The following is a 24,893-nucleotide window of genomic DNA, read 5'->3' as shown; positions in this document are numbered from 1 at the left end:
CGCAGCGAGTCCGCACCGAACAGTGTGCCTTTTGTTAAGCATAGATCGCGCCTGAGTCCCACGGCCGCCTGCAACGAATAAAGCGCAGCGCACCTCTGCGCGACTGCCTGGCAAGTGCGCTACAATCCGCCGCTTGTGCCCAGTTCAATGATTTTGAAGGAAAACCATGACGTTCAAGGCGCCGGACAGTCTCTCCGAGCAGATTGCCCACCATCTGGCCGAGCGGATCATCCGCGGCGAGCTTGCCCCGGGTGAGCGGATCCAGGAGCAAAAGGTCACTCAGGCCCTGAACGTTAGCCGCGGCTCGGTACGCGAGGCGCTGTTGATCCTTGAGCGTCGCCATCTGGTGGCGATCCTGCCGCGGCGGGGCGCCCACGTGACCCGTCTTGACGAGCGCAGTGTGCGTAGCCTGTGTGCGCTGATGGGCGAGTTCTACATTCTGCTCGGCAACGCCGTTGCCCAGAAATGGCGCACCGATGCCGACCTGATGCCGTTTCTGGGCATTCAGCAGCGCTTGCAACAGGCCTACGCCGCCACCGACATCAAGACCTTTGTCGCCGAGAGTTTTGCAGTGATGCGCGCTGCGTATCCGTTCGCCGACAACCCGTACCTGCAGGAAACCGTCGAGAACCTGCAGCCCGCCATGAGCCGCGCCTATTACCTCGCGCTGGATCAGCGCCAGGCGAATATGCTCGACTACCTCGACCTGTTCGATCGCCTGCTCCAAGCCGTGGTTGCGCGCGACATTGCACGTATTCGCGAAGTGCTGGTTGCCTACTGCCAGCGCAGCTGCGAGCTGGTGCTGGCTGCGTTGGCACGGGTCTGATCGATGCGCTTGAAGTGCATTCGCCTGGCCGGGTTCAAGTCGTTCGTCGACCCGACCACGGTCAACTTCCCCAGCAACATGGCCGCCGTGGTCGGGCCCAATGGCTGTGGCAAGTCCAACATCATCGACGCGGTGCGCTGGGTGATGGGCGAAAGCTCGGCTAAAAACCTGCGCGGCGAGTCGATGACCGACGTCATCTTCAATGGCTCGACCAGCCGCAAGCCGGTCAGCCAGGCCAGTATCGAACTGGTGTTCGACAACAGCGACAACACCCTGGTCGGCGAGTACGCCGCCTACGCCGAGATCTCGATCCGGCGCAAAGTAACCCGCGACGCGCAGAATACCTACTACCTCAACGGCACCAAATGCCGTCGCCGCGACATTACCGATATCTTCCTCGGAACCGGGCTGGGCCCGCGCAGCTACTCGATCATCGAGCAGGGCATGATCTCCAAGTTGATCGAGGCCAAGCCAGAAGAGCTACGTAACTTCATCGAAGAAGCCGCCGGCATCTCCAAGTACAAGGAGCGCCGCCGCGAGACCGAAACCCGAATTCGCCGCACCCAGGAAAACCTCGCCCGCCTGACCGACCTGCGCGATGAGCTCGGGCGCCAGCTCGAGCGTTTGCACCGCCAGGCCCAGGCCGCAGAAAAGTATCGCGAGTACAAAGCTGAAGAGCGTCTGCTCAAGGCGCGCTTGTCGGCCCTGCGCTGGCGTGAGCTGGACCAGAAGGTGCAGCAGCGCGGCGCCGTCATCGGCGATCAGGAAGTAGCCTTCGAGGCGCTGGTGGCCGAGCAGCGCAATGCCGATGCCAGCATCGAGCGCCTGCGCGACGGCCACCATGAATTGTCCGAACGCTTCAATCAGGTCCAGGGCCGCTTCTATTCGGTGGCCGGTGACATTGCCCGGGTCGAGCAGAGCATTCAGCACGGCCAGCAGCGCCTGCGCCAGTTGCAGGATGATCTCAAGGAAGCCGAGCGCACACGGCTGGAAACCGAGTCGCACCTGGGCCATGACCGCACCCTGCTGGCGACCCTCGGCGAAGAGCTGGAGCAGCTTGAGCCTGAGCAGGAGATGACCCTCGCGGCAGCCGAAGAAGCGGCTGCCGTGCTCGAAGAAGCCGAGTTGGGCATGCACGGCTGGCAGGAGCAGTGGGACAGTTTCAATACCCGCTCAGCGGAGCCGCGGCGCCAGGCCGAAGTCCAGCAGTCGCGCTTGCAGCAGCTGGAAACCAGCCTCGAGCGCTTGGCTGAACGCCAGCGCAAGCTGGCTGACGAGCGTGATCAGCTCAGCGCCGACCCGCAGGACGCAGCCATGCTCGAGTTGACCGAGCAGGTCGCCAGCAGTGAGCTGCTGCTGGAAGAACTGCAGCTCAGCGAGCAGGACGTGCTCGAACGCCTCGAAGCTGTGCGTGAGCAACTGCAGCAGCTCAACCAGAGCCATCAGCAGTTGCAGGGCGAGCAACAGCGTCTGGGCGGCCGGCTGGCGTCGCTGGAGGCGTTGCAGCAAGCCGCCCTGGAGCCGTCTGCCGGTGCTGGCGAGTGGCTGCGCGAGCAAGGTTTGCAACAGCGTCCGCGCCTGGCCGAGGGTTTGCGCGTCGAGGCAGGTTGGGAGCTGGCCGTCGAGACGGTGCTGGGTGCTGACTTGCAGGCAGTGCTAGTCGACGACTTCAGCCAGCTGGACTTTGCCACGCTGGAACAAGGTGATTTGCGCCTGTTGCTGACGGCCGGCGAGGGCGCTCGGGTGCCCGGCAGCTTGCTCGACAAGGTCGAAGGGCGCACCGACCTCAGCCCTTGGCTGGGCCAGGTGCGTCCGGTCGAGACCCTTGAGCAGGCGCTGAGCCAGCGCGCAAGTCTGCTGGCTGGCGAAAGCCTGGTCAGCCGCGATGGCTACTGGGTGGGCCGGCATTTCCTGCGCGTCAGCCGCGGCAGCGAAGCGCAAGGCGGCGTGCTCGCCCGCGCGCAGGAGATCGAACAGCTGGCCGAGCAGCAACTGCAGCAACAGGAGCAGTTGGACCAGTTCGAGCAGCGCCTGCACAGCCAGCGCGAGCAACAGCGTGACCTTGAAGAGCAGCGTGAACAACTGCGCCGCCGTAGCCAGGACGAAAACCGTCAGCACGGTGAGCTCAAGGCGCGTTTGTCTGCCGGTCGCGCCCGCGCCGAGCAGCTTGAGCTGCGTCGCCGCCGCCTTGAAGAAGAATTAAGCGAGCTCGGTGAGCAGCGCGCCATCGAGCACGAACAGCTCGGCGAGGCGCGGCTGATCCTGCAAGAGGCCCTTGACCTGATGGCCGAGGACACCGAGCAGCGCGAACAATTGCTGGCCCGCCGCGACACCCTGCGCGAAAGCCTCGACCGCATCCGCCAGGAAGCCCGCCAGCACAAGGACCACGCCCACCAGTTGGCCGTGCGCCTGGGCTCGCTGCGCGCCCAGCATGATTCCACCCGGCAGGCGCTGGAGCGGCTGGAGCAGCAAGCCGAGCGCCTGAGCGAGCGCCAGGAGCAGTTGAGCCTGAATCTGGAAGAGGGCGAAGCGCCGCAGGAAGAGCTGCGCCTGAAACTTGAAGAGCTGCTCGAACGGCGCATGAGCGTCGATGAAGAAATGCGCCTGGCCCGGCTGCATATGGACGACGCCGACCGCGAACTGCGCGACGCCGAAAAACGCCGCACCCAGGCCGAGCAGCAGTCGCTTTTGCTGCGCGGTCAGCTGGAACAGTCACGGCTTGAATCGCAAGGCCTGAACCTGCGCCGCAGCACCTTGCAGGAACAACTGCTGGCCGACGGTTTTGACCTGCAAGGCGTGCTTGCCACGCTCGATCCCGAGGCCAGCGAAGCGACGACCGAACAGCAGCTCGAACAAATCGAAGGGCGTATTCAGCGCCTAGGTGCGATCAACCTGGCAGCCATCGAAGAGTACGAGCAGCAGTCCGAGCGCAAACGCTATCTGGATGCGCAGGACGCCGACCTGGTCGAAGCGCTCGAGACCCTGGAAAATGTCATCCGCAAGATCGACAAGGAAACCCGCACCCGCTTCAAGGATACCTTTGATCAGATAAATGCCGGTTTGCAGGCACTTTTTCCAAAAGTTTTCGGCGGTGGCAGCGCTTACTTGGAACTGACGGGCGAAGATTTACTCGATACTGGGGTGACAATCATGGCGCGCCCGCCGGGCAAGAAAAACAGCACCATCCATTTGTTGTCGGGTGGCGAAAAAGCCCTGACTGCGCTGGCGCTGGTGTTCGCTATCTTCAAACTCAACCCGGCACCGTTCTGCATGCTCGACGAAGTCGATGCGCCGCTGGACGATGCCAACGTCGGGCGGTACGCCCGGTTGGTCAAGGAAATGAGCGAGACCGTGCAGTTCATCTACATCACCCACAACAAGATCGCCATGGAGATGGCCGATCAACTGATGGGGGTGACGATGCACGAGCCAGGCTGTTCACGTCTTGTTGCAGTTGATGTAGAGGCGGCAATGGCCATGGTAGACGCCTGATAAGCGACGCTGAGGCGTTTTCAGCAGCTAAAACGCCTGTCATGTGTGACAGACGGTGTAAAGTTGCCTTTGGTCGTGCTAGCTTTACCGTCACGTGTATTCTGCGTGGGTAAAACGCCTGTCAGAACATAGAGTTGGCGCCACGTGTTAAAGGGCTTTGAACCCTTTGTTTTCAAGCATATTTTTTATAGAGGCACGGGATTAAATGGAAATCGGTCTGCGCGAGTGGCTGATCGTCATCGGCATCATTGTCATCGCCGGTATTCTTTTCGACGGCTGGCGTCGCATGCGTGGTGGCAAAGGCAAGTTGAAATTCCGTCTCGATCGCAGCTACTCCAATGTTGCGGACGAAGAAGGCGGCGCGGAAGTGCTCGGCCCGGCACGCGTGCTGGAAGGCCAGCACAAAGAGCCCGAGCTGGATGAAACCGACCTGCCGTCGATGAGCGCAGGGCGTGAGCGCGAGCGCGAAGCCAAACCCGTCAAGGCCGCCAAGCGCGGCAAGCGCAACAGCGAGCCGCAGCAGGGCGATCTGAGCCTGGCGGCCGAGCCGCGTGAGCCCGACCTGTTCGCCGAGCCTGACAACGCCTACGAGACTGACAACAACCGCACTAGCGGTTTCTCCTCGAGCTCGTCCAGCAGCAGCGTCAAGGAGCTGCCACCGGCTGAAGAAGTGCTGGTGATCAGCGTGATCTCCCGTGACGAAACCGGCTTCCGCGGCCCGGCCCTTTTGCAGAACATTCTCGAGAGCGGTCTGCGCTTTGGCGAAATGGACATCTTCCACCGTCACGAGAGCATGGCCGGCCACGGCGAAGTGCTGTTCTCGATGGCCAACGCGGTCAAGCCAGGGGTGTTTGACCTGGATGACATCGACCATTTCAGCACCCGTGCGGTGAGCTTCTTCCTCGGCTTGCCAGGCCCGCGCCACCCCAAGCAGGCGTTCGACGTAATGGTCGCTGCTGCGCGCAAGCTGGCCCATGAGCTCGATGGCGAACTCAAGGATGACCAGCGTAGCGTGTTGACGGCGCAGACCATCGAGCATTATCGCCAGCGCATCGTTGAGTTCGAGCGTCGCGCGCTGACTCAGAAACGTTGATTTAACTGTGCGGGCAGGGTCGATAGTGATCCTGCCCGCAGTGATTTTTGCGCTAGAGCAGCTTTGGGGTTGAGTGGGGCAGGCGAGTGCGGCGGTGCCTGGATTGGGGCTGCGGCGCAGCCCTTTCGCGACACAAGGCCGCTCCTACATGGATCCCGTTGCCCTTGAGGTCAGTGCGCTCCCCGCCGCTCTTTAGGCATGCGCGGTCCCCTGTAGGAGCGGCCTTGTGTCGCGAAAGGGCCGCATAGCGGCCCCCCATCCGCCAAACCCACCCAAAGCCGCTCTTGTGCCCAGCAAGAGACCCCCCCATGACCGCCGAAACCCGCATCCATCAGCTGCGCGCCGAACTCGACCAGCACAACTACCGCTACTACGTCCTCGACGAGCCAAGCATCCCCGACGCCGAATACGACCGCCTGTTCAACGAACTCAAAGCCCTCGAAGCCGAACACCCGCACCTGGTCACCCCTGACTCGCCAACCCAGCGCGTCGGCGGCAGTGCCCTGGCGGCTTTCAGCCAGATCCGCCACGAAGTGCCCATGCTCAGCCTGGGTAACGCCTTCGAAGAAGCTGACCTGCGCGAATTTGATCGCCGCGTAGTCGACGGCCTCGATCAGCCCGGCGCCGTCGACTACAGCTGCGAGCCCAAGCTCGACGGCCTTGCGGTTAGCCTGCTGTACCGCGATGGCCAGTTGGTGCAAGGTGCCACCCGTGGCGACGGCACCACCGGCGAAGATATCAGCAGCAACGTGCGCACCGTACGCAACATCCCGCTCAAGCTGCAGGGCAGCGGCTGGCCAGCCGTGCTCGAAGTGCGCGGTGAAGTGTTCATGAGCAAGGCCGGCTTCGACCGTCTCAACGCCAGCCAGGCTGCCATTGGCGGCAAGACCTTCGCCAACCCGCGCAACGCCGCCGCCGGCAGTCTGCGCCAGCTGGACTCGAAGATCACCGCCAGCCGCCCGCTGGAATTCTGCTGCTATGGCGTTGGGCAAACCTCCGAAAGCATCGCCGACAGCCACATCGACACCCTCGAGAAGCTCAAGACCTGGGGCATGCCGATCAGTCGCGAGCTCAAGCACGCCGCTGGTATTGAAGAATGCCTGGCCTACTACCAGGACATCGGCGCTCGCCGCAACGAGCTGGCCTACGAGATCGATGGCGTGGTGTTCAAGGTCAACAGCCTGGCCGCACAGCGCGAGCTGGGCTTCCGTGCACGCGAGCCGCGCTGGGCGATCGCCCATAAATTCCCGGCCATGGAAGAGCTGACCGAAGTGCTCGACGTCGAGTTTCAGGTCGGTCGTACCGGCGCAGTCACGCCTGTCGCGCGCCTCAAGCCGGTCAAGGTCGCCGGCGTCACCGTATCCAATGCCACCCTGCACAACATGGACGAAGTCGCCCGGCTCGGCGTGCATATCGGCGACACGGTGATCATCCGTCGCGCTGGCGACGTCATCCCGCAAGTCATGCAGGTGGTGCTCGAGCGCCGCCCAGCTGACGCCCGTCCGGTGCCGGTTCCGAGCGAATGCCCGGTGTGCGGCTCGCAGGTCGAGCGTACCCAGTTGATCAAGCGCAGCAAAGGCAAAGAGACCACCAGCGAAGGTGCGGTCTACCGCTGCGTTGGCCGCCTGGCCTGCGCCGCGCAGCTGAAGCAGGCGATCATCCACTACGTCTCGCGCCGCGCCATGGACATCGATGGTCTAGGCGAGAAAAGCGTCGAGCAGTTGGTCGATGAGGGGCTGATCCGCTCGCCGGCTGACCTGTACAAGCTGACTTTCGAGCAGATCGTCGACCTCGAAGGCTTTGCCGAGGTTTCCAGCAACAAACTGCTCGAGGCCATCAACAACAGCAAGCGACCAAACCTGGCGCGCTTCATCTACGCCCTCGGCATCCCCGATGTCGGCGAAGAGACCGCCAAGGTCCTCGCGCGCTCGCTGGGCAGCCTGGCGCGGGTGCAGGAGGCGCTGCCGCAGGTGCTCACCTACCTGCCCGATATCGGCCTGGAAGTCGCCCACGAGATCCACAACTTCTTTGAAGACCAGCACAACCGCGACGTCATCCAGCAGTTGCTCGACAGCGGCATGCAGTTGCAGGAGGAGGGTGAGCTGGCCCCCGAGTTCGCCGCCAGCACTACCCTCGCCGGGCTGATCGCCAAGCTCGACATCGCTTCGGTCGGCCCGACTGGCGCCGAGAAGCTGGTGGCCAAGCTCGGCAGCCTCGAGCAGATCATCCAGGCCGACGGCATCGACCTGCGTCAGGCCCTGGCGGCCAAGCAAGCCGAAGCCGTGCGCGAGTTCTTCAAGGTCGAGGCCAACCAACAGCTGGCACGCGCTATCGAAGCGCAACTGCTGAAGTTCGGCATGCACTGGGCCAGCGAGAAGCGCGTGGTCGAAGGCCTGCCCCTGGCCGGGCAGACCTGGGTGCTTACCGGCAGCCTCGAGCGCATGAGCCGCGACATCGCCAAGGACAAGCTCGAACAGCTCGGCGCCAAGGTCGCCGGTTCGGTCTCTGGCAAGACCCACTGCGTCGTCGCCGGCCCCGGCGCCGGCTCGAAGCTGGCCAAAGCCAGCGAACTCGGGGTCAAGGTGCTCGATGAAGACGCCTTTGTCGGCTTTTTGGCCGGCCACGGCATCGACATCTGACTGCCTCGCGGGACAAGTCATTGAGAAATGATGATTTTTTCTTGATGCAGAGGTTGTAACTTCGTCCCAGAGCGGTACAATGGCGCGGCTTGTCACATGGCAAGTCGCGTTATGGTGGCCCTATCGGTCCCTCCGCATTGATTACCCGTTGACCTGGTCAGATCCGGAAGGAAGCAGCCAAGGCGGGGACATTGAGTGCCGGGGTGTGGCTGGTGGGGCTGCCTCCATTTCAGGGGTCGGAAAATCTTTCGACGCGCCTGCTTCAGCATCTCCCTTCGCTGTCCAACCCAACTCCCCTCAGTTATTCGAGCGCCGCTCGCGTACACGTACCCCTGCAGCCGCAACCTTCATCAACCGCTGAAACGTCGGACACGCCAGATGATCGTCCTCAGGGCACGCCGCCGCATGCCGCAGCCCTTTGCTCATGGCCTGCAAGCGTTTGACCTGTTCATCGATTTCGTCCGCCTTGGCCCTGAGCATGTCGCGATCGACCTGCAGGTCTACCAGCATCGCCCGCACTTCACTCAATGAAAACCCTGCTGCCTGCCCAAGCACGATCAGGGCCAGGCGATCGGCTACGTCTGCGGAAAACTGGCGACGTTGGCCGGGGCTGCTAAGTGACTCGAGCAAGCCAGTCTTGGCGTAATAGCGCAGGGTCGAGGCGGGTACTCCGGTGCGCTTGGCGACATCGGCGATGTCCATGATTGCTCCCTTGACTTGAAGTTTACTTCAACTTCTATGCTGCGCGGCATTGGGGTTTTTCGTCAATCTGCGAGGGTGTATTCATGGGCATTACGGTTTTATTGATTTCCACGCTGGTGCTCGGCATCGGCGCCACGTTGGTGATGGATGTGTGGGCGATGGTGCTGCGCCGCCTGGGGGTGACAACGCTGAACTACGCCATGCTCGGGCGCTGGGCGGGGCACCTGCTGCGGGGCAGGGTGCACCATGCAGCTATCGCCAAGGCGGAGCCGATCAGGCACGAGCGGGTGTTGGGCTGGGCGCTGCATTACGCGATTGGCCTGTTCTTCGCCGCCGCGTTGCTGGCACTGCAAGGGGCCGACTGGCTGCACGCGCCGACGCTGCTGCCAGCGCTGACCTTTGGGCTGTGTACCGTTGTGGCGCCGCTGTGCATTCTACAGCCGGCGATGGGGGCGGGCTGGTTTGCCAGCAAGACGCCAGCGCCGCTGCGCAACAGCCTGCGCAGTGTGGCCACGCACCTGGTGTTCGGCAGCGGCTTGTATGCCACGGCGTTGCTGCTTTCACTGGTGTGAGCCGATCACCATCGGCGCTGGCGAAGTGGGCGCGGCGTAGTGCTGAACAATGCGTTCCATCTCGCCGGACTGCTTGATCCGCACCAGCGCCCTGAGCAGCGCCTGGGTCGGGCGCGACGGGTCGCTGCGGACCACGCAACCGAGGTTTTGCTCTTCCAGCAGCGCGCGGCTCTGCAATTGCGCTTCGGCTGGCAGTTGGCGGTTGAACCACTGCAGCGATAACTCATTGCTCACTGCGTACTGGTAGCGCCCGGCCTGTAGTTTCTGCAGGGCCAGTTGTTGGCTACGGCTGTCTTCGCGGTGCAATTGTCCTCGGCTGAACAGGGGTTGCAGGGTTGGGTAGCTATAGCCGAGGACCGTACCAATGGCTTGAGCCGGCAGGCGCGAGGCATCCACGGGGTCGAGCAGGCCGGCGCGGCTCACCAGCAGATCGCGCTGGACCATCAGCGGCACGCTCCAGATGTACTCGCCTGGGCGCTCGATCAACCAGTTGGTTGCGAGGTGGCAGCGCACGTCGACATCGCCGTCCTCCATGGCTTGCTGCATGCGCAGGCGGGCCAACACGTGGTACTCAGGCCGCACCCCGGCTTCGCGCGCGGCAGACTGCATCAAGTCATAAAGAATGCCTTCGACCGGCTGACCCTGCTCGATGCGGATCAGCGGCATGCTCCAGCTCTCGGCAATGGCGAAGCGCAGCACCGGTTGCTCGGCCCAGCTGGGCGTGGCGCATAACAGCAGGCTGGCCAGTAGTCGGCGCACGTGTATTCCTCCTTGATCTGCGTCGAACCGTGCATGGCTTAGCGTAGACGAGATTGGCCGGGTGCAATTTCGGCCCCGCTCCGCTAGCATTAGCGATCTTCCGCTGGTTCAGTTTGCGATGGTTTTTGATGAGTTATCAGGTTCTTGCACGTAAGTGGCGTCCGCGCTCGTTCCGCGAAATGGTCGGCCAGACCCATGTGCTCAAGGCATTGATCAATGCGCTGGACAACCAGCGGCTGCATCACGCTTACCTGTTTACCGGTACCCGCGGGGTCGGCAAGACCACCATCGCGCGGATCATCGCCAAGTGCCTGAACTGCGAAACCGGCATCACCTCGACGCCCTGTGGCACCTGCTCGGTGTGCCGGGAGATCGACGAGGGGCGCTTTGTCGACCTGATCGAGATCGACGCCGCCAGCCGAACCAAGGTCGAAGACACCCGCGAGCTGCTCGACAATGTGCAGTACGCACCGAGCCGTGGCCGCTTCAAGGTCTACCTGATCGACGAAGTGCACATGCTCTCGTCGCACTCGTTCAACGCCTTGCTGAAGACGCTGGAAGAGCCGCCGCCCTACGTCAAGTTCATCCTCGCCACCACCGACCCGCAAAAGCTGCCGGCCACCATCCTCTCGCGCTGCTTGCAGTTCTCGTTGAAGAACATGAGCCCGGAGCGGGTGGTAGAGCACCTGAATCACGTGCTGACTGCCGAGAACGTGCCGTTCGAGAATGACGCATTGTGGCTGCTCGGGCGCGCTGCCGATGGCTCGATGCGCGACGCCATGAGCCTGACCGATCAGGCCATCGCCTTTGGCGAAGGCCAGGTACTGGCCGCCGATGTGCGGGCGATGCTCGGCACACTTGACCACGGCCAGGTGTACGGCGTGTTGCAGGCCTTGCTCGAAGGCGATGCGCGAGCGCTGCTGGAGGCGGTGCGCGATTTGGCCGAGCAAGGCCCGGACTGGTCCGGCGTGCTCGCCGAGATGCTCAACGTGCTGCACCGCGTGGCCATCGCCCAGGCACTGCCCGAGGCGGTCGACAATGGTCAGGGCGACCGTGATCGAGTCCTGGCGCTGGCGTCGGCGCTGCCTGCCGAGGACGTGCAGTTCTACTATCAGATGGGTTTGATCGGCCGGCGCGACTTGCCGCTGGCACCAGACCCGCGCGGCGGTTTCGAAATGGTCCTGCTGCGCATGTTGGCATTCCGCCCGGCGGACAACGATGACGCGCCGAGACCGCAGCTAAAGCCAGTGGGGATCAGCCAGGCCACAGCTGATTCAGCAACAGCGGTGGCAGCGGCAGCGCCCGTCAGCGCGGTTGCAGAGGTGCCGGCCCCGGCTGCACCGGTGGCCCCAGCGGTTGCCGAACCAGTAGTCGCGGAGCCTGTTGCGGAACCAGAGCCAGAACCAGAACCTGCTGCGCCAGCGCCAGTTGCCGAGCAAGCCATCGACCTGCCATGGGAAGAGCAGGCAGCGCCTGTCGCTCCGCCGAAGCCACCTGCGCCTGAGCCGCCAGCCAAGCCCGAGCCGCAACCCGAAGCACAGCACGCGCCGTCACGTGACGACGCGCCGCCGTTCGACCCGGCTGCCTACGATGGCGTCGGTATGGAACGTGACGACGAGCCGCCGCTGGACGAGGACTATTATGCCGGTGAGGCCGACCCGGTTGGTTTCAGCTACCTCGACGAACTCGCCGAGCACGTTCAGGAAGACCAGCAGGCGCCGCCGCCCGAGCCGCTGCCAGCCTCCAAGCCGGCAACTGGGCTGGCCCTGCAATGGTTGGAATTATGCCCACAGTTGCCTGTATCGGGGATGACAGGCAACATCGCCGCAAACTGTACGTTAATTGCCGTCGACGGCGACAACTGGCTGCTGCACCTTGACCCGGCGCAGGGCGCGCTGTTCAACTCGACCCAGCAGCGGCGCTTGAACGACGCGCTCAACCAGCACCTCGGGCGCACCCTGCAGCTGAGCATCGAGCTGATTCGCCCGGAGCAGGAAACCCCGGCCCAGGCCGCAGCGCGCAAGCGTTCCGAGCGTCAGCACGATGCCGAAGTGTCGATCGAGCAGGATCCGCTCATCCAGCAGATGATCCGCCAGTTTGGCGCGACCGTGCGGCAGGATACTATTGAGCCCGTAGAGCCTCTGGTCAGCCAGGGGCAATAAACCGATATCCATGCGGCCGGCACTGCGCCAGGCCGCATCATATGAACCAATCGAGGTATACCCCCATGATGAAAGGTGGCATGGCAGGCCTGATGAAGCAGGCTCAGCAAATGCAGGAAAAAATGGCCAAGATGCAGGAAGAGCTGGCCAGCGCCGAAGTCACTGGTCAGTCCGGCGCCGGCCTGGTCAGCGTGGTCATGACCGGCCGTCATGACGTCAAGCGCATCAGCCTCGACGACAGCCTGATGCAGGAAGACAAGGAAGTCCTCGAAGACCTGATCGCTGCCGCCGTCAACGACGCCGTGCGCAAGGTCGAGCAGAACAGCCAGGACAAGATGGGCGGCATGACCGCTGGCATGCAACTGCCGCCGGGCTTCAAGATGCCTTTCTAAGGCATTGGCTTTCCTGCAGGACAAAACGCCCGTTGATCGGGCGTTTTTTTTTGCACTGGGTAAACCCTGGCAAGTAACCGCAGCCGACCGAACCCGCAGGCGCGGTCTAGGGTCAACCACAACACAGGTAGGCCTTGTCGGTTTCGGCTGTAGCTGATTTGACGCTGCCTGCCGTGGCCGGTATAAACCGCCTCTTAATTTGTATTGTCAGGCCTCTCCGATGAGCTTCAGCCCACTGATCCGCCAACTGATCGACTCGCTGCGCATCCTGCCCGGTGTCGGCCAGAAAACCGCCCAGCGCATGGCCCTGCAGTTGCTCGAGCGTGACCGCAGCGGCGGCCTGCGCCTGGCGCAGAGCCTGACCCAGGCGATGGAAGGGGTCGGCCACTGCCGCCAGTGCCGCACCTTGACCGAACAGGAGCTATGCCCGCAGTGCGCCGATGTGCGCCGCGACGACACCCAGCTGTGCGTGGTCGAGGGGCCGATGGATGTGTATGCCGTGGAGCAGACTGGTTTCCGCGGTCGCTACTTCGTACTCAAGGGGCACCTGTCGCCGCTCGATGGCCTCGGGCCTGAGGCTATCGGCATCCCGCAGCTGATGGCGCGCATCGCCGAGCAGGGCAGCTTCACCGAAGTGATCCTCGCCACTAACCCGACCGTGGAAGGTGAGGCGACCGCGCACTACATCGCCCAGTTGCTGCACGAGCAGGGCCTGGTTGCCTCGCGCATCGCTCACGGCGTGCCGCTCGGTGGCGAGCTGGAGCTGGTCGACGGCGGCACCCTGGCCCATGCCTTTGCCGGGCGCCGACCGATTGCGCTGTAACTGGCTGCCCCCAGCCGGTTACTTCATCCGCGGCATTTCAATCCGGTGCTCGTGCACGCGCCGGTACAAGGTTGCCCGGGAAATGCCCAGCGCCTGAGCTGCATCCGCCGGTTTCCAGCGATGACGAATCAGCGCATCGAGAATCATCTGCCGGGCCGGGCTGGAGACGCTGGTCAGCGCCGGCGCGTCCTGAGCGGCGCCGCGCAACTCTTGCGGTAGATCATCCAGGCGCAACTGGCCACCATCACACACCGCGCAGGCATAGCGCAGCACCTGGCGCAGCTGCCTGAGGTTGCCCGGCCAGCGGTAGCTCAACAGCGCTTCCAGCGCCGCATCGGTGAGCAGCACCTCAACCCTGCAGGCCTGCGCCTCCTCGGCCAGCAGGCGGTGGATCAGGCTCAGGCGGTCGTCGCGCTCGCGCAGCGGCGGCAGTTCGAAGCGGGCGTTGGCCAGGCGGAAGTACAGGTCCTCGCGAAAGCGCCCGTCGCTGACCATCGTTGCCAGGTCACGGTGAGTGGCGCAGATCACCTGGATATCGACGCGCTCGCGCCGGGCCGCACCCAGCGGCGCCACCTCGCCCTCGGCCAGCACCCGCAGCAGCCGGGTTTGCAGGCTTAGCGGCATGTCGCCGATCTCGTCGAGAAACAGCGTGCCGCCATCGGCTTGCTGGAGCAGGCCCTGCATGCCTTTGCTGGAGGCGCCGGTAAACGCTCCGGCAACATAGCCGAACAGCTCGCTTTCGATCAGCGACTCCGGGATCGCCGCGCAATTGAGCGTGACAAACGGCCCTGCTGCGCGCTGGCTGAGCTGGTGCAGCTGGCGGGCGAAGACTTCCTTGCCGACCCCGGTTTCACCTTGCACCAGCACCGCCAGGTTGCAGTCCTTGACCCGCGTGGCCAGGCGCAGGTGCTGGCTGATGCGCGCGTCTTGGGCTGGCGCCGTGGGCACTGATGGCGGGCTGCGCCGCTGTGGCGCGCTGACTCGCCCATACAAGGCAAAACCTGGCAGGCGCTGGGCGCTGGCCTCGCTGGCGCGGCGCAGTTGCTCAAGGTCGAACAGCTCGCCGATGTGTTGCGGCAGGCGCCCGTTGCGTGCCAGCAGATGCTCGCGGGCGAGGCTGTTGAGCGCTTGCAGGCGGCCTTCGGCATCCCAGGCGAGCAGGTAATCGGGCTGGCTTTCGACATAACCGGGGGTGCCGTGGGCGCGCATCACCCAGTGGCCCTGGCTGCTGTGCATGAAGAAGGCGTTTTCGATCTCGCGAGCGGTCTGCTCGACCAGCTGGCGAATCAGGTGCTGGCTGCGCCGATCATCCGGCGACTTCAGCGCGGACACGTCGACCACCCCCAGCAGTTCGCCCAGCGGGTCGAACACCGGCGCTGCGGTACAGGTCAGGCCGATGAATGCAGCGCGATAGTGATCGCGCTTGTGCACGGTCACCGGCGCCTTGCTGGTCAGCACCGCCGCCACGCCGCAGGTGCCTTCTTCCACTTCCGACCAGCAGGTGCCCAGATACAGGCCGGCCTTGCGGCAGTCAGTGCGGATGCTGCTGTCGACCCGGTAGTCGATGGTGCGGCCCTGGCCGTCGGTCAGCAGCACGCAGTAGTCGGCGCCGCGCACTTGGGCGTGCAGGCGCGCCACGGCGTCGCTGGCGATGCGCAGAAACAGCTCGGCGCGCTCGCGGCATTCGTTGAGCAGGTTTGGCGAAAGGATGCGTGGACCCTGCTGCGAGCCAGGGTCGAGGTGATGCAGCTCCATCGAGCGCCGCCACGAATCGAGGATCAGCGCGGGTACCGGCACCTGTGGCTGGCGTTCGGCGTTTTTCAGCACGCGGCTGACGCAGTCGACATGGGCTCTGGAGTTCGCGGCGAGCATTCGGGCCTCCGGGTCTCTCGTTCTTGTCTTTATCGAGCCATTAAGCACCCGTGCGAAAGCCGCGACAAGCGCTGCTTGATTGGCGGCGAGGCTGAGACGCGGCGTCTCAGCGTCTCGCGGTCGGCGCTGCTGGCGCGGCACCCGGCGTCTCGCCGGCAAGCCGCTAACGTGCGCTGGACAATAGCTGAAACCGCTCTGCCACAGGGCTTGCAGCGTTCAGATCAAAAGCTGGCACCGGCCTTGCTCTGGCTCTTCTCAAACAATAAAACGAGGTGCGCCATGCGCCAGCCCGGCCCGATCATCGGGATCATTGCCAACCCTGCCTCCGGTCGCGACCTGCGCCGCCTGACGGCCAATGCCGGTTTGTATTCCAGCACCGACAAAGCCTCGGCGATCCAGCGCCTGCTCGCCGCATTTGGCGCCACCGGCATTGCCCAGGTGCTGCTGCCAACCGATATGACCGGCATCGCCGCCGCGGTGCTCAAGGCCAGCACTGGCCCGATGGCCCGTGAGCAGCGCTGGCCGGCGTTGCAGATGCTCGATCTGCCTCTGACGCAAACCGTCGCCGACACCCGCCTCGCGGCTCGCCAGATGGTCGAGCAGGGCGTGGCGATGATCGCTGTGCTGGGCGGCGACGGCACGCACAAGGCGGTCGCCGCCGAAGCCGGCGATACGCCGTTGCTGACCTTGTCGACCGGCACCAACAACGCCTTCCCTGAACTGCGCGAAGCGACCAGCGCGGGCCTCGCCGGTGGCCTGCTGGCCAGCGGGAAGATCCCAGCAGCCATCGGCCTGCGCCGCAACAAGCGGCTGCTGGTGCGGGTGCCGCAACAGCAGCTGTGCGAATGGGCGTTGGTCGAGGTCGCGGTTTCACCTCAACGCTTTGTCGGCGCCCGCGCCTTGAGCCGCAGCGAAGACCTGGCAGAAGTGTTCGCCTGCTTTGCCGAGCCACACGCCATCGGCCTGTCGGCCATCTGCGGGCTGTGGTGCCCGGTTTCACGTCAGGCCGAGCAGGGCGCCTGGGTGCGCCTCGATACCAGCGCCACACAGGTCTTGCTGGCGCCGCTCGCGCCGGGCCTGTTGCAAGGCTGCGGGGTGACCGCCAGTGGCCCGCTGCAGCCGGGCGTGGCGTATCCGCTGAGCCTGCGCAGCGGCACCCTGGCGCTGGATGGCGAGCGTGAAATCGAGTTTGCCGAGCAAGACACCCCAACCATCACCCTCGACCTGCACGGCCCACTTTCGGTCGATGTCGAGGCAGTGCTGGCGCATGCCGCCCGCCACCATCTGCTGGTCGTCCCCCGCGACCAGCGGCACACCCCTGCAACCCTGCGTTGAGACAACCCTGGAGAACAACAAGATGTCCACCCAACTCAGCTCCGAGCAGTTGCTGCATGCCTATGAAGTCATGCGCACCATTCGCGCCTTCGAAGAGCGCCTGCATGTCGAGTTTGCCACCGGCGAGATCCCCGGTTTCGTCCACCTGTATGCCGGCGAAGAGGCCTCGGCGGCCGGGGTCATGGCGCACCTGCGCGATTCCGATTGCATCGCTTCCAACCACCGCGGCCATGGCCACTGCATCGCCAAGGGCGTCGATGTGTACGGGATGATGGCCGAGATCTACGGCAAGAAGACCGGCGTCTGCGGCGGCAAGGGCGGTTCCATGCACATCGCCGACCTGTCCAAGGGCATGCTCGGCGCCAACGGCATCGTCGGTGCCGGCGCGCCGCTGGTGGCCGGCTCGGCGCTGGCAGCCAAGCTCAAGGGCCGCGATGACGTCTCGGTGGTGTTCTTCGGCGACGGCGCCTCCAACGAAGGCGCGGTGTTCGAAGCCATGAACATGGCCTCGGTGATGAACCTGGCGTGCATCTTCGTCGCCGAGAACAACGGCTACGCCGAAGCCACCGCGTCGAAATGGTCGGTGGCCTGCGACCATATTGCCGACCGCGCCGCCGGCTTCGGCATGCCCGGGGTGACGATCGACGGCTACGACTTCTTTGCCGTGCACGAAGCCGCAGGCGCCGCCGTCGAGCGTGCGCGCAGCGGCCAGGGGCCGTCGCTGATCGAGGTCAAGCTGACCCGCTACTACGGCCACTTCGAGGGCGACGCACAAACCTACCGCGCCCCCGACGAGGTCAAGAACCTGCGCGAAACCCGCGACTGCCTACTGCAGTTTCGCAACAAGACCACCCGTGCCGGCCTGCTCAGCGCCGCGCAACTGGACGCCATCGATGGCCGCGTCGACGACCTGATCGAGGACGCCGTACGCCGCGCCAAGGCCGACCCCAAACCACAGCCCGCCGATCTGCTCAGCGACGTTTACGTCAGCTACCCGTGAGCCCCCGACAATAACAACGACAGGACAATCACCATGGCAAGAAAGATCAGTTACCAGCAGGCCATCAACGAGGCCCTAGCCCAGGAAATGCGCCGCGACAGCACTGTGTTCATCATTGGCGAAGACGTCGCCGGCGGCGCCGGTGCGCCGGGTGAGCAGGACGCCTGGGGTGGCGTGCTTGGCGTGACCAAGGGCCTTTATCATCAGTTTCCGGGGCGGGTGCTGGATGCGCCGCTGTCTGAAATCGGCTACGTCGGTGCCGCCGTCGGTGCTGCCACCCAAGGCCTGCGCCCAGTCTGCGAACTGATGTTCGTCGACTTTGCCGGCTGCTGCCTGGACCAGATCCTCAACCAGGCGGCGAAGTTTCGCTACATGTTCGGCGGCAAGGCTGTGACACCGCTGGTGATGCGCACCATGGTCGGTGCCGGCCTGCGCGCAGCGGCCCAGCACTCGCAGATGCTCACCTCGCTATGGACGCATATCCCGGGCCTGAAGGTGGTCTGCCCGTCGTCACCGTATGACGCCAAGGGCCTGCTGATCCAGGCCATCCGTGACAACGACCCGGTGATCTTCTGCGAGCACAAGCTGCTCTACAGCATGCAGGGCGACGTACCCGAAGAGCTCTACACCGTGCCGTTCGGCGAGGCCAATTACCTGCGCGACGGCGACGACATCACCCTGGTGACCTACGGGCGCATGGTCCATCTGGCCATGGAAGCTGCCAACAACCTGGCCCGCCAGGGCATCGACTGCGAGGTGCTCGACCTGCGCACCACCAGCCCGCTGGACGAGGACAGCATCCTTGAAAGCGTGGAGAAAACCGGCCGGCTGGTGGTGATCGACGAAGCCAACCCGCGTTGCTCGCTGGCCACTGACATCAGCGCGTTGGTCGCGCAAAAGGCCTTTGCCGCGCTCAAGGGGCCGATCGAGATGGTTACCGCGCCGCACACGCCAGTGCCGTTCTCCGATGCCCTCGAAGACCTGTACATCCCCGATGCGGCGAAGATCGAAGCCGCCGTGCGCAAAGTCATGGACGCCTCAAGGAGTGCTGCATGAGCCAGATCCATACCCTGACCATGCCCAAGTGGGGCCTGTCGATGACCGAGGGCCGAGTCGACGCCTGGCTCAAGCAGGAAGGCGAGCAGATCAACAAGGGCGACGAAGTGCTGGATGTCGAGACCGACAAGATCAGCAGCAGCGTCGAGGCGCCGTTCAGCGGCGTGTTGCGCCGCCAGGTCGCCCAGCCGGACGAAACCCTGGCAGTCGGCGCATTGCTCGCCGTGCTGGTCGACGGCGAGGCCGATGAGGCCGAGATCGACGCGGTGGTCGAGCGCTTCCAGGCCGAGTTCGTCGCCAGCGCTGCCAGTGAGCAGGCGCAAGGCCCGGCACCGCAGAAAGCCGAGGTCGGCGGGCGCCTGCTGCGCTGGTTCGAACTGGGCGAGGGCGGTACACCGCTGGTATTGGTGCACGGCTTTGGCGGCGACCTCAACAACTGGCTGTTCAACCACCCGGCCCTGGCCGCCGAGCGGCGGGTGATTGCGCTGGACCTGCCCGGTCACGGCGAGTCGGCAAAGACCCTTGAGCATGGTGACCTGGACGAGCTCAGCGGCGCCGTGTTGGCCTTGCTCGACCACCTCGATATCACCCGCGCGCACCTGGCCGGGCATTCCATGGGCGGCGCGGTGTGCTTGAACCTGGCCCGCCTGGCGCCGCAGCGGGTGGCCAGCCTGAGCTTGATCGCCAGCGCTGGTCTGGGCCGGGAGATCAATGGCGACTACCTGCGCGGTTTTGTCGAAGCGGCCAATCGCAATGGCTTGAAACCAGCCATGAGCCAACTGTTTGCCGACCAGGGCATGGTCACCCGGCAGATGCTCGAGGACATGCTCAAGTTCAAGCGCCTCGAAGGCGTCGACGCTGCCCTGCGTTTGTTGGCCGCAGCGATTGCCGATGGCGACCAGCAACGCCATGACCTGCGCGGCGTGATCGCCCAACAGCCGACCCTGGTGCTGTGGGGCAGCGAAGACGCGATCATCCCGGCCAGCCATGCCCAAGGCGTAGAGGCCGAAGCGGTGGTGCTGCCAGGGGTTGGCCATATGGTGCAGATGGAAGCTGCCGAGCAGATCAACCAGCTGCTGCAGGACTTTGTCCGCAAGCACTGATCCCGCGAGCCTGGAGAAAACAACAATGAACGACCTCAGCCACTCCCATATGCGCGCCGCCGTCTGGCATGGGCGCAATGACATTCGCGTCGAACAGGTACCGCTGCCGGCAGACCCACCGCCGGGCTGGGTGCAGATCAAGGTCGACTGGTGCGGCATCTGCGGCTCGGACCTGCACGAGTACGTGGCCGGGCCGGTATTTATCCCGGTCGAAGCACCGCACCCGCTGACCGGTATTCAGGGCCAGTGCATTCTAGGCCACGAATTCTGCGGCGAGATCGCCAAGCTCGGCGAGGGCGTCAGCGGCTACGCCGTTGGCGATCCGGTTGCTGCCGATGCCTGCCAGCACTGCGGCACCTGCTATTACTGCACCCATGGCTTGTACAACATCTGTGAAAAACTGGCCTTTACCGGGCTGATGAACAACGGTGCGTTCGCCGAGCGAGTGAACGTCCCGGCCAATCTGCTCTACCGCCTGCCCGAAGGCTTCCCGCGCGAAGCCGGCGCGCTGATCGAGCCGCTGGCGGTGGGCATGCATGCGGTGAAAAAGGCCGGCAGCCTGCTTGGGCAGAACGTGGTGGTAGTCGGGGCTGGCACCATCGGCCTGTGCACCATCATGTGCGCCAAGGCCGCAGGTGCGGCTCAGGTCATCGCCCTGGAGATGTCCTCGGCGCGCAAGGCCAAGGCCCTTGAGGTCGGCGCCAGTGCCGTGCTCGACCCGAGCCAGTGCGACGCGCTGGCTGAAATCCGCGCGCTCACCGGCGGGCTGGGTGCTGATGTCAGCTTCGAGTGCATCGGCAACAAGAACACCGCCAAGCTGGCCATCGATGCGATTCGCAAAGCCGGCAAGTGCGTACTGGTGGGGATTTTCGAGGAGCCCAGCCTGTTCAACTTCTTCGATCTGGTCTCGACCGAGAAACAGGTGCTGGGTGCCTTGGCCTACAACGGCGAGTTTGCCGATGTGATCGCCTTCATCAACGATGGCCGCCTGAACATTCAGCCACTGGTGACCGGGCGCATTGGCCTGGAGCAGATCGTCGAGTTGGGCTTTGAGGAGTTGGTCAACAACAAGGAGCGGAATGTGAAGATCATCGTCTCGCCAGGCGGGCGTTGATCTACACAGGCTGACCTACACGGGGAGATGCGCTGGCCGCCAGCGGCCAGCGCAGATCAGGCAGCCCCTAGTATTCGCTCAGGGAAAACTCGGTCAGGCAGAAGGTCGGCACGCCTGCGTCCTGCAGCCGTTGCGAGCCTTCCAGCTCCGGCAGGTCGATGATCGCCGCCGCTTCGAATACTTGCGCGCCGGTGCGCCGGACCAGGTTGGCTGCTGCCAGCAAGGTGCCGCCGGTGGCAATCAGGTCATCGAAGATCAGCACCGAGTCGCCTTCACACAGGCTGTCCGCGTGCACTTCAAGAAACGCCTCGCCGTACTCGGTCTGATAGCCCTCGGACAGCACATGCGCCGGCAGCTTGCCCTGTTTGCGGAACAGGATCAGCGGCTTGTTCAACTGGTGGGCAATGATCGACCCGATCAGAAAACCGCGCGCATCCATGGCACCGATATGGCTGAATTCGGCCTCGACATAGCGCTCGATGAACCGGTCGGCCACATAGCGCAGGCCGCGCGGCGACTGGAACAACGGGGTGATGTCACGGAAGATCACACCCGGCTTGGGGAAGTCCACTACCGGGCGGATCAGGGCTTTGAGGTCGAAAGTGTCGCTGTACATGAGGGGTATCCTGAGAAATCTGGCCGCAAGTATACCCCGTCAACTGGCTCAGGCGTCGATAGCGCCGCCGGCCAGTGCGCACAGCTGGATCGGGTCGAGGATATGCACTTCCTTGCCCTCGGCCGTGATCAGGCCGTTTTGCTGGAAGCGCGTGAACACCCGCGACACGGTTTCCACAGCCAGGCCCAGGTAGTTGCCGATCTCGTTGCGCGACATGCTCAGACGGAACTGGTTGGCCGAATAACCGCGTGCGCGGAAGCGCGCCGACAGGTTGACCAGGAAGGTGGCGATGCGCTCGTCAGCGGTTTTTTTCGACAGCAGCAGCATCATTTGCTGGTCGTCGCGAATCTCCCGACTCATCACTCGCATCAGCTGGCGGCGCAGTTGCGGCAGTTGCACCGACAGTTCGTCGAGGCGCTCGAAGGGGATCTCGCATACCGAAGTGGTTTCCTGGGCCTGGGCCGATACCGGGTAGGCCTCGGTGTCCATGCCCGACAGGCCGACCAGCTCGCTCGGCAGGTGGAAGCCGGTGATCTGCTCCTCGCCGCTGTCGCTCAGGCTGAAGGTCTTCAGGGCACCGGAGCGAACTGCATAGACCGAGCCAAAATCGTCGCCCTGGCGGAACAGGAATTCCCCCTTTTTCAGCGGGCGGCCGCGTTTGACGATTTCATCCAGCGCATCCATGTCCTCAAGGTTAAGGGACAATGGCAGGCACAACGGGGCCAGGCTGCAATCCTTGCAGTGGGCCTGGTTGTGTGTGCGCAGTTTTACTGGCTCGGACATTTCAATCGATCCTTGTGGGAAATCACACATAAGCCGTAAGGATAACCGACGGCATGGCTTGAGGGCCAGCCTGCACTTTTTTTGTGCAGGCTGGCGGGGCTGCAGCGTGGTGTCGCGCAGCCCGTCCTCAGCCAATGATGTGCCTGCCCCACAGGGAAGTCCATGCGCTGCTTGGTCGCGTCAGATCACCCGCGAGAAACGCTGGCGATTGTGTTGCGCCAGGTAGGCATCGAACACCATGCACACCGAGCGGACCAACAGGCGCCCGGCCGGCAGGACCTTGATGCCCTTGCTGTCGAGACGGATCAGACCGTCGCGGTGCATCGCCTGCAGTTGCGGCCACAGCTCATTGAAGTAACCACGAAAATCGATCATGAAAGTGCGTTCGATCTGCTCGAAGTCCAGCTCGAAGTGGCAGATCAATTGCTGAATCACCGCCCGGCGCAGGCGATCATCCTGGTTGCACAGCAGCCCGCGTTGGGTCGCCAGTTGTGCGTTGGAGAGGAGCTCCTTGTAGGTGTTCAGGTCGCTGCTGTTCTGGCAGTACAGGTCGCCGATCTGGCTGATGGCCGACACGCCGAGGCCGATCAGGTCGCAATGGCCGTGGGTGGTGTAGCCCTGGAAGTTGCGCTGCAGGGTGCCTTCTTCCTGGGCGATGGCCAGCTCGTCGTCGGGCAGGGCAAAGTGGTCCATGCCGATGTAGCGGTAACCCGCTGCGGTCAGTTGCTCGATGGTGGCGTGGAGCATTTCCAGCTTGGCTGCCGGGGCCGGCAGGTCGTTGCTGTCGATACGCCGCTGGGGCATGAAGCGCTCTGGCAGGTGCGCGTAGTTGAACACCGAAAGGCGGTCGGGCTGCAGTCGGATCACTTCGTCGACGGTGCGAGCGAAGCCCTCCGGGGTCTGCTTGGGCAGGCCGTAGATCAAGTCCAGGTTGACCGAGCGGAACTGCAAGGTACGCGCCGCCTCGATCAGGGCGCGGGTCTGCTCCAGGCTCTGCAGGCGGTTGACCGCACGCTGCACCACTGGGTCGAGGTCTTGCACACCGAGGCTGACCCGGTTGAAGCCCAGTTCGCGCAGCAGGCCCATGGTCGACCAGTCGGCTTCACGCGGGTCAAGCTCGATGCCGTAGTCGCCGGAGTCGTCGTCGAGCAGGTTGAAGTGCTCGCGCAGGCTCGCCATCAGCTGACGCAATTCGACATGGCTGAGGAAGGTCGGCGTGCCGCCACCAAAGTGCAGCTGTTCAACACGTTGTTTAGGTTCCAGATGACAGGCGATCAGCTGGATTTCCTGTTGCAGGCGCTGCAGGTAGGGCAGGGCGCGGGCGCGGTCCTTGGTGATGACCTTGTTGCACGCGCAGTAGTAGCAGATGTTGGCGCAGAACGGCACGTGCACATACAGCGACAGCGGCCGTACCGCGCGGCGGCTCTCGCGCAGGGCATGCAGCAGGTCGAACGAACCCACTTCGCTGTGCAGTTGCAGAGCGGTTGGGTAGGAGGTGTAGCGAGGGCCGGCCAGGTCGTAACGACGGATAAGGTCGGCGTCCCAACGAAGTTCGTCGAGCATGTGAAATAGTCCCCGGATAGGAGCAGCAGTGTCCGAAGTCTATGGGCGTCTGTAGGAATCTGTTTTGATTTGTATCAACGCGCCTCGCGAGGCGCCCTCAGTGGCCCATCAGCCAGTGCTGGTGCGGGCCGGGCAGGGTCCACAGGCCAAACACCATCACCAGCAGGCCACCGGCCACGCGCACACTGCGTTTGCGCAGCAGCCGATTGACCCGCTCGGCGGCCAGCCCGGTGGCGAGCAGTACCGGCCAGGTGCCGAGGCCGAATGCCAGCATCAGCGCCGCGCTGTAGCCGGCATTGCCCTGGCTCGCTGCCCACAGCAGGGTGCTGTAGACCAGCCCGCACGGCAGCCAGCCCCACAGCGCACCGAGCAGCAGCGCCCGCGGCAAACTCGACACCGGCAACAAGCGAGTTGCCAGCGGTTGAATATGCCGCCACAGGCCACGGCCGAGTGCTTCGATGCGGGTCAGCCCGCTCCACCAACCCGCCAGGTACAGGCCCATGGCGATCAACAGCAACGCCGCGATTACCCGCAACACCTGCGCTGCCGGGCTGCTGGCCACGGCCCAGCCGGCCATGCCCAGCAGCAGGCCGGCGCTGGCATAGCTCAGCACGCGGCCCAGGTTGTAGGCCAGCAACAAGCGCAGCCGGCGGCCGCGTTGTTCTGCCGGGATGGCCAGGGTCAGCGCGCCCATCAGGCCGCCGCACATGCCCAGGCAGTGGCCGCCGCCAAGCAGGCCGAGCACCAGCGCCGAGCCCAGCAGGGGCAGCAGCTCAGCCACGGGGCGGGGTGTCCTCATCCGCGGGCTTGGTCTCATGCTTGACCGCCGCTTGATGGCCTGGGTCCTGGTCATCGAAGAGGATGCTGTGCGCCGGGCTGTCGAGGTCGTCGTACTGGCCGCTGTCGACGGCCCAGAAGAAGATGTAGATGGCCACGCCAACGATCAGCAGGGCTGCGGGAATCATGATGTACAGCGCAGGCATGGCGGTAT

At 64.2% G+C, this 24,893-nt stretch carries 21 protein-coding genes and 1 other RNA gene; 14 read left to right on the top strand and 8 right to left on the bottom strand.

The features are described 5' to 3' along the window. The first annotated feature begins 166 nt into the window (after nucleotides 1-166). The 5 genes from M2396_RS19510 (at nucleotide 167) to ffs (ending at nucleotide 8,268) form a co-directional block, all read left to right on the top strand. A complete protein-coding gene (locus M2396_RS19510) occupies nucleotides 167-826 on the top strand; it encodes a GntR family transcriptional regulator (RefSeq protein WP_101318020.1) in 660 nt (219 codons plus the stop codon). A gap of 3 nt (nucleotides 827-829) precedes the next feature. Next, nucleotides 830-4,318 (top strand): chromosome segregation protein SMC, encoded by a 3,489-nt coding sequence (gene smc, locus M2396_RS19505; RefSeq protein ID WP_259077363.1) that lies wholly within the window; start codon nucleotides 830-832, stop codon nucleotides 4,316-4,318. 205 nt (nucleotides 4,319-4,523) lie between these two features. Beyond that, nucleotides 4,524-5,411, top strand: a complete 888-nt coding sequence (gene zipA / locus M2396_RS19500) for a cell division protein ZipA (protein ID WP_103436714.1) — start codon at nucleotides 4,524-4,526, stop codon at nucleotides 5,409-5,411. Between the two features lie 308 nt (nucleotides 5,412-5,719). Further along, the gene (ligA, locus tag M2396_RS19495) at nucleotides 5,720-8,050 is read left to right on the top strand and encodes an NAD-dependent DNA ligase LigA (RefSeq protein ID WP_150569728.1); all 2,331 of its coding nucleotides are present in this window, start codon (nucleotides 5,720-5,722) and stop codon (nucleotides 8,048-8,050) included. A 121-nt stretch (nucleotides 8,051-8,171) separates the two neighbouring features. Beyond that, an RNA gene (gene ffs, locus M2396_RS19490) (signal recognition particle sRNA small type) lies at nucleotides 8,172-8,268 on the top strand. A 79-nt stretch (nucleotides 8,269-8,347) separates the two neighbouring features. On the opposite strand, the gene M2396_RS19485 is transcribed toward ffs, so the two are convergent. After that, nucleotides 8,348-8,752: a helix-turn-helix domain-containing protein gene (locus tag M2396_RS19485; RefSeq protein ID WP_259077359.1), complete on the bottom strand. Its 405-nt coding sequence runs from the start codon at nucleotides 8,750-8,752 to the stop codon at nucleotides 8,348-8,350. A gap of 83 nt (nucleotides 8,753-8,835) precedes the next feature. Here M2396_RS19485 and M2396_RS19480 point away from each other — a divergent pair, with 83 nt between their 5' ends. After that, the gene (locus tag M2396_RS19480; RefSeq protein WP_259077356.1) at nucleotides 8,836-9,324 is read left to right on the top strand and encodes a DUF2938 domain-containing protein; all 489 of its coding nucleotides are present in this window, start codon (nucleotides 8,836-8,838) and stop codon (nucleotides 9,322-9,324) included. Here M2396_RS19480 and M2396_RS19475 read toward each other — a convergent pair. After that, nucleotides 9,313-10,083 (bottom strand): ABC transporter substrate-binding protein, encoded by a 771-nt coding sequence (locus M2396_RS19475; protein WP_259077353.1) that lies wholly within the window; start codon nucleotides 10,081-10,083, stop codon nucleotides 9,313-9,315. The genes M2396_RS19480 and M2396_RS19475 overlap by 12 nt on opposite strands. A 128-nt stretch (nucleotides 10,084-10,211) precedes the next feature. Between M2396_RS19475 and dnaX the strand changes: the two genes are divergently transcribed. From dnaX to recR, 3 genes are all read left to right on the top strand, one after another. Beyond that, nucleotides 10,212-12,245, top strand: coding sequence for a DNA polymerase III subunit gamma/tau (dnaX, locus tag M2396_RS19470; RefSeq protein ID WP_259077350.1), 2,034 nt, complete (start codon nucleotides 10,212-10,214; stop codon nucleotides 12,243-12,245). Between the two features lie 65 nt (nucleotides 12,246-12,310). After that, the gene (locus tag M2396_RS19465) at nucleotides 12,311-12,637 is read left to right on the top strand and encodes a YbaB/EbfC family nucleoid-associated protein (RefSeq protein ID WP_101318032.1); all 327 of its coding nucleotides are present in this window, start codon (nucleotides 12,311-12,313) and stop codon (nucleotides 12,635-12,637) included. Between the two features lie 220 nt (nucleotides 12,638-12,857). After that, nucleotides 12,858-13,460: a recombination mediator RecR gene (gene recR, locus M2396_RS19460; RefSeq protein ID WP_101318035.1), complete on the top strand. Its 603-nt coding sequence runs from the start codon at nucleotides 12,858-12,860 to the stop codon at nucleotides 13,458-13,460. 18 nt (nucleotides 13,461-13,478) lie between these two features. Here recR and M2396_RS19455 read toward each other — a convergent pair whose 3' ends face one another. Beyond that, nucleotides 13,479-15,332: a sigma-54-dependent Fis family transcriptional regulator gene (locus tag M2396_RS19455; RefSeq protein WP_259077346.1), complete on the bottom strand. Its 1,854-nt coding sequence runs from the start codon at nucleotides 15,330-15,332 to the stop codon at nucleotides 13,479-13,481. A 279-nt stretch (nucleotides 15,333-15,611) separates the two neighbouring features. On the opposite strand from M2396_RS19455, the gene M2396_RS19450 reads away from it, so the two are divergent. From M2396_RS19450 to M2396_RS19430, 5 genes are read left to right on the top strand one after another with little or no spacing between them, the layout of a single operon-like run. Next, nucleotides 15,612-16,667 carry an ATP-NAD kinase family protein gene (locus M2396_RS19450; RefSeq protein ID WP_150569720.1) on the top strand — a complete coding sequence of 352 codons (1,056 nt, stop codon included), beginning with the start codon at nucleotides 15,612-15,614 and terminating at the stop codon, nucleotides 16,665-16,667. 22 nt (nucleotides 16,668-16,689) lie between these two features. After that, nucleotides 16,690-17,667, top strand: coding sequence for a thiamine pyrophosphate-dependent dehydrogenase E1 component subunit alpha (locus tag M2396_RS19445; RefSeq protein WP_101318041.1), 978 nt, complete (start codon nucleotides 16,690-16,692; stop codon nucleotides 17,665-17,667). 33 nt (nucleotides 17,668-17,700) lie between these two features. Then, nucleotides 17,701-18,723, top strand: coding sequence for an alpha-ketoacid dehydrogenase subunit beta (locus tag M2396_RS19440; RefSeq protein ID WP_150569719.1), 1,023 nt, complete (start codon nucleotides 17,701-17,703; stop codon nucleotides 18,721-18,723). Beyond that, a complete protein-coding gene (locus tag M2396_RS19435) occupies nucleotides 18,720-19,826 on the top strand; it encodes an acetoin dehydrogenase dihydrolipoyllysine-residue acetyltransferase subunit (protein ID WP_150569718.1) in 1,107 nt (368 codons plus the stop codon). The genes M2396_RS19440 and M2396_RS19435 overlap by 4 nt, the downstream gene beginning before the upstream one ends. Before the next feature lie 49 nt (nucleotides 19,827-19,875). Next, nucleotides 19,876-20,940 (top strand): 2,3-butanediol dehydrogenase, encoded by a 1,065-nt coding sequence (locus M2396_RS19430; RefSeq protein WP_259077553.1) that lies wholly within the window; start codon nucleotides 19,876-19,878, stop codon nucleotides 20,938-20,940. Between the two features lie 67 nt (nucleotides 20,941-21,007). On the opposite strand, the gene M2396_RS19425 is transcribed toward M2396_RS19430, so the two are convergent. The 5 genes from M2396_RS19425 to ccoS all read right to left on the bottom strand — a co-directional run bounded on the left by M2396_RS19425 (nucleotide 21,008) and on the right by ccoS (nucleotide 24,885). Continuing rightward, nucleotides 21,008-21,556, bottom strand: coding sequence for an adenine phosphoribosyltransferase (locus tag M2396_RS19425; protein WP_101318049.1), 549 nt, complete (start codon nucleotides 21,554-21,556; stop codon nucleotides 21,008-21,010). Between the two features lie 48 nt (nucleotides 21,557-21,604). Further along, entirely contained in the window at nucleotides 21,605-22,339 is a 735-nt protein-coding gene (fnrA, locus tag M2396_RS19420) for a Crp/Fnr family transcriptional regulator FnrA (RefSeq protein ID WP_101318051.1), read from the bottom strand. Between the two features lie 180 nt (nucleotides 22,340-22,519). Next, nucleotides 22,520-23,902: an oxygen-independent coproporphyrinogen III oxidase gene (gene hemN / locus M2396_RS19415; RefSeq protein WP_259077343.1), complete on the bottom strand. Its 1,383-nt coding sequence runs from the start codon at nucleotides 23,900-23,902 to the stop codon at nucleotides 22,520-22,522. Between the two features lie 97 nt (nucleotides 23,903-23,999). Beyond that, complete coding sequence (locus M2396_RS19410; RefSeq protein ID WP_259077341.1) at nucleotides 24,000-24,683, bottom strand: sulfite exporter TauE/SafE family protein; 684 nt, start codon at nucleotides 24,681-24,683, stop codon at nucleotides 24,000-24,002. Next, complete coding sequence (gene ccoS / locus M2396_RS19405) at nucleotides 24,676-24,885, bottom strand: cbb3-type cytochrome oxidase assembly protein CcoS (protein WP_150569714.1); 210 nt, start codon at nucleotides 24,883-24,885, stop codon at nucleotides 24,676-24,678. The genes M2396_RS19410 and ccoS overlap by 8 nt, the downstream gene beginning before the upstream one ends. Nucleotides 24,886-24,893 lie beyond the last annotated feature (8 nt).

Origin of the sequence: Pseudomonas sp. BIGb0278 (assembly GCF_024809895.1) — a bacterium.
GTDB classification, from domain to species: Bacteria; Pseudomonadota; Gammaproteobacteria; order Pseudomonadales; family Pseudomonadaceae; genus Aquipseudomonas; species Aquipseudomonas shirazensis.
The sequence above is the reverse complement of the archived record's forward strand: the minus strand, read 5'-3'. Positions and strand labels throughout refer to the sequence as shown.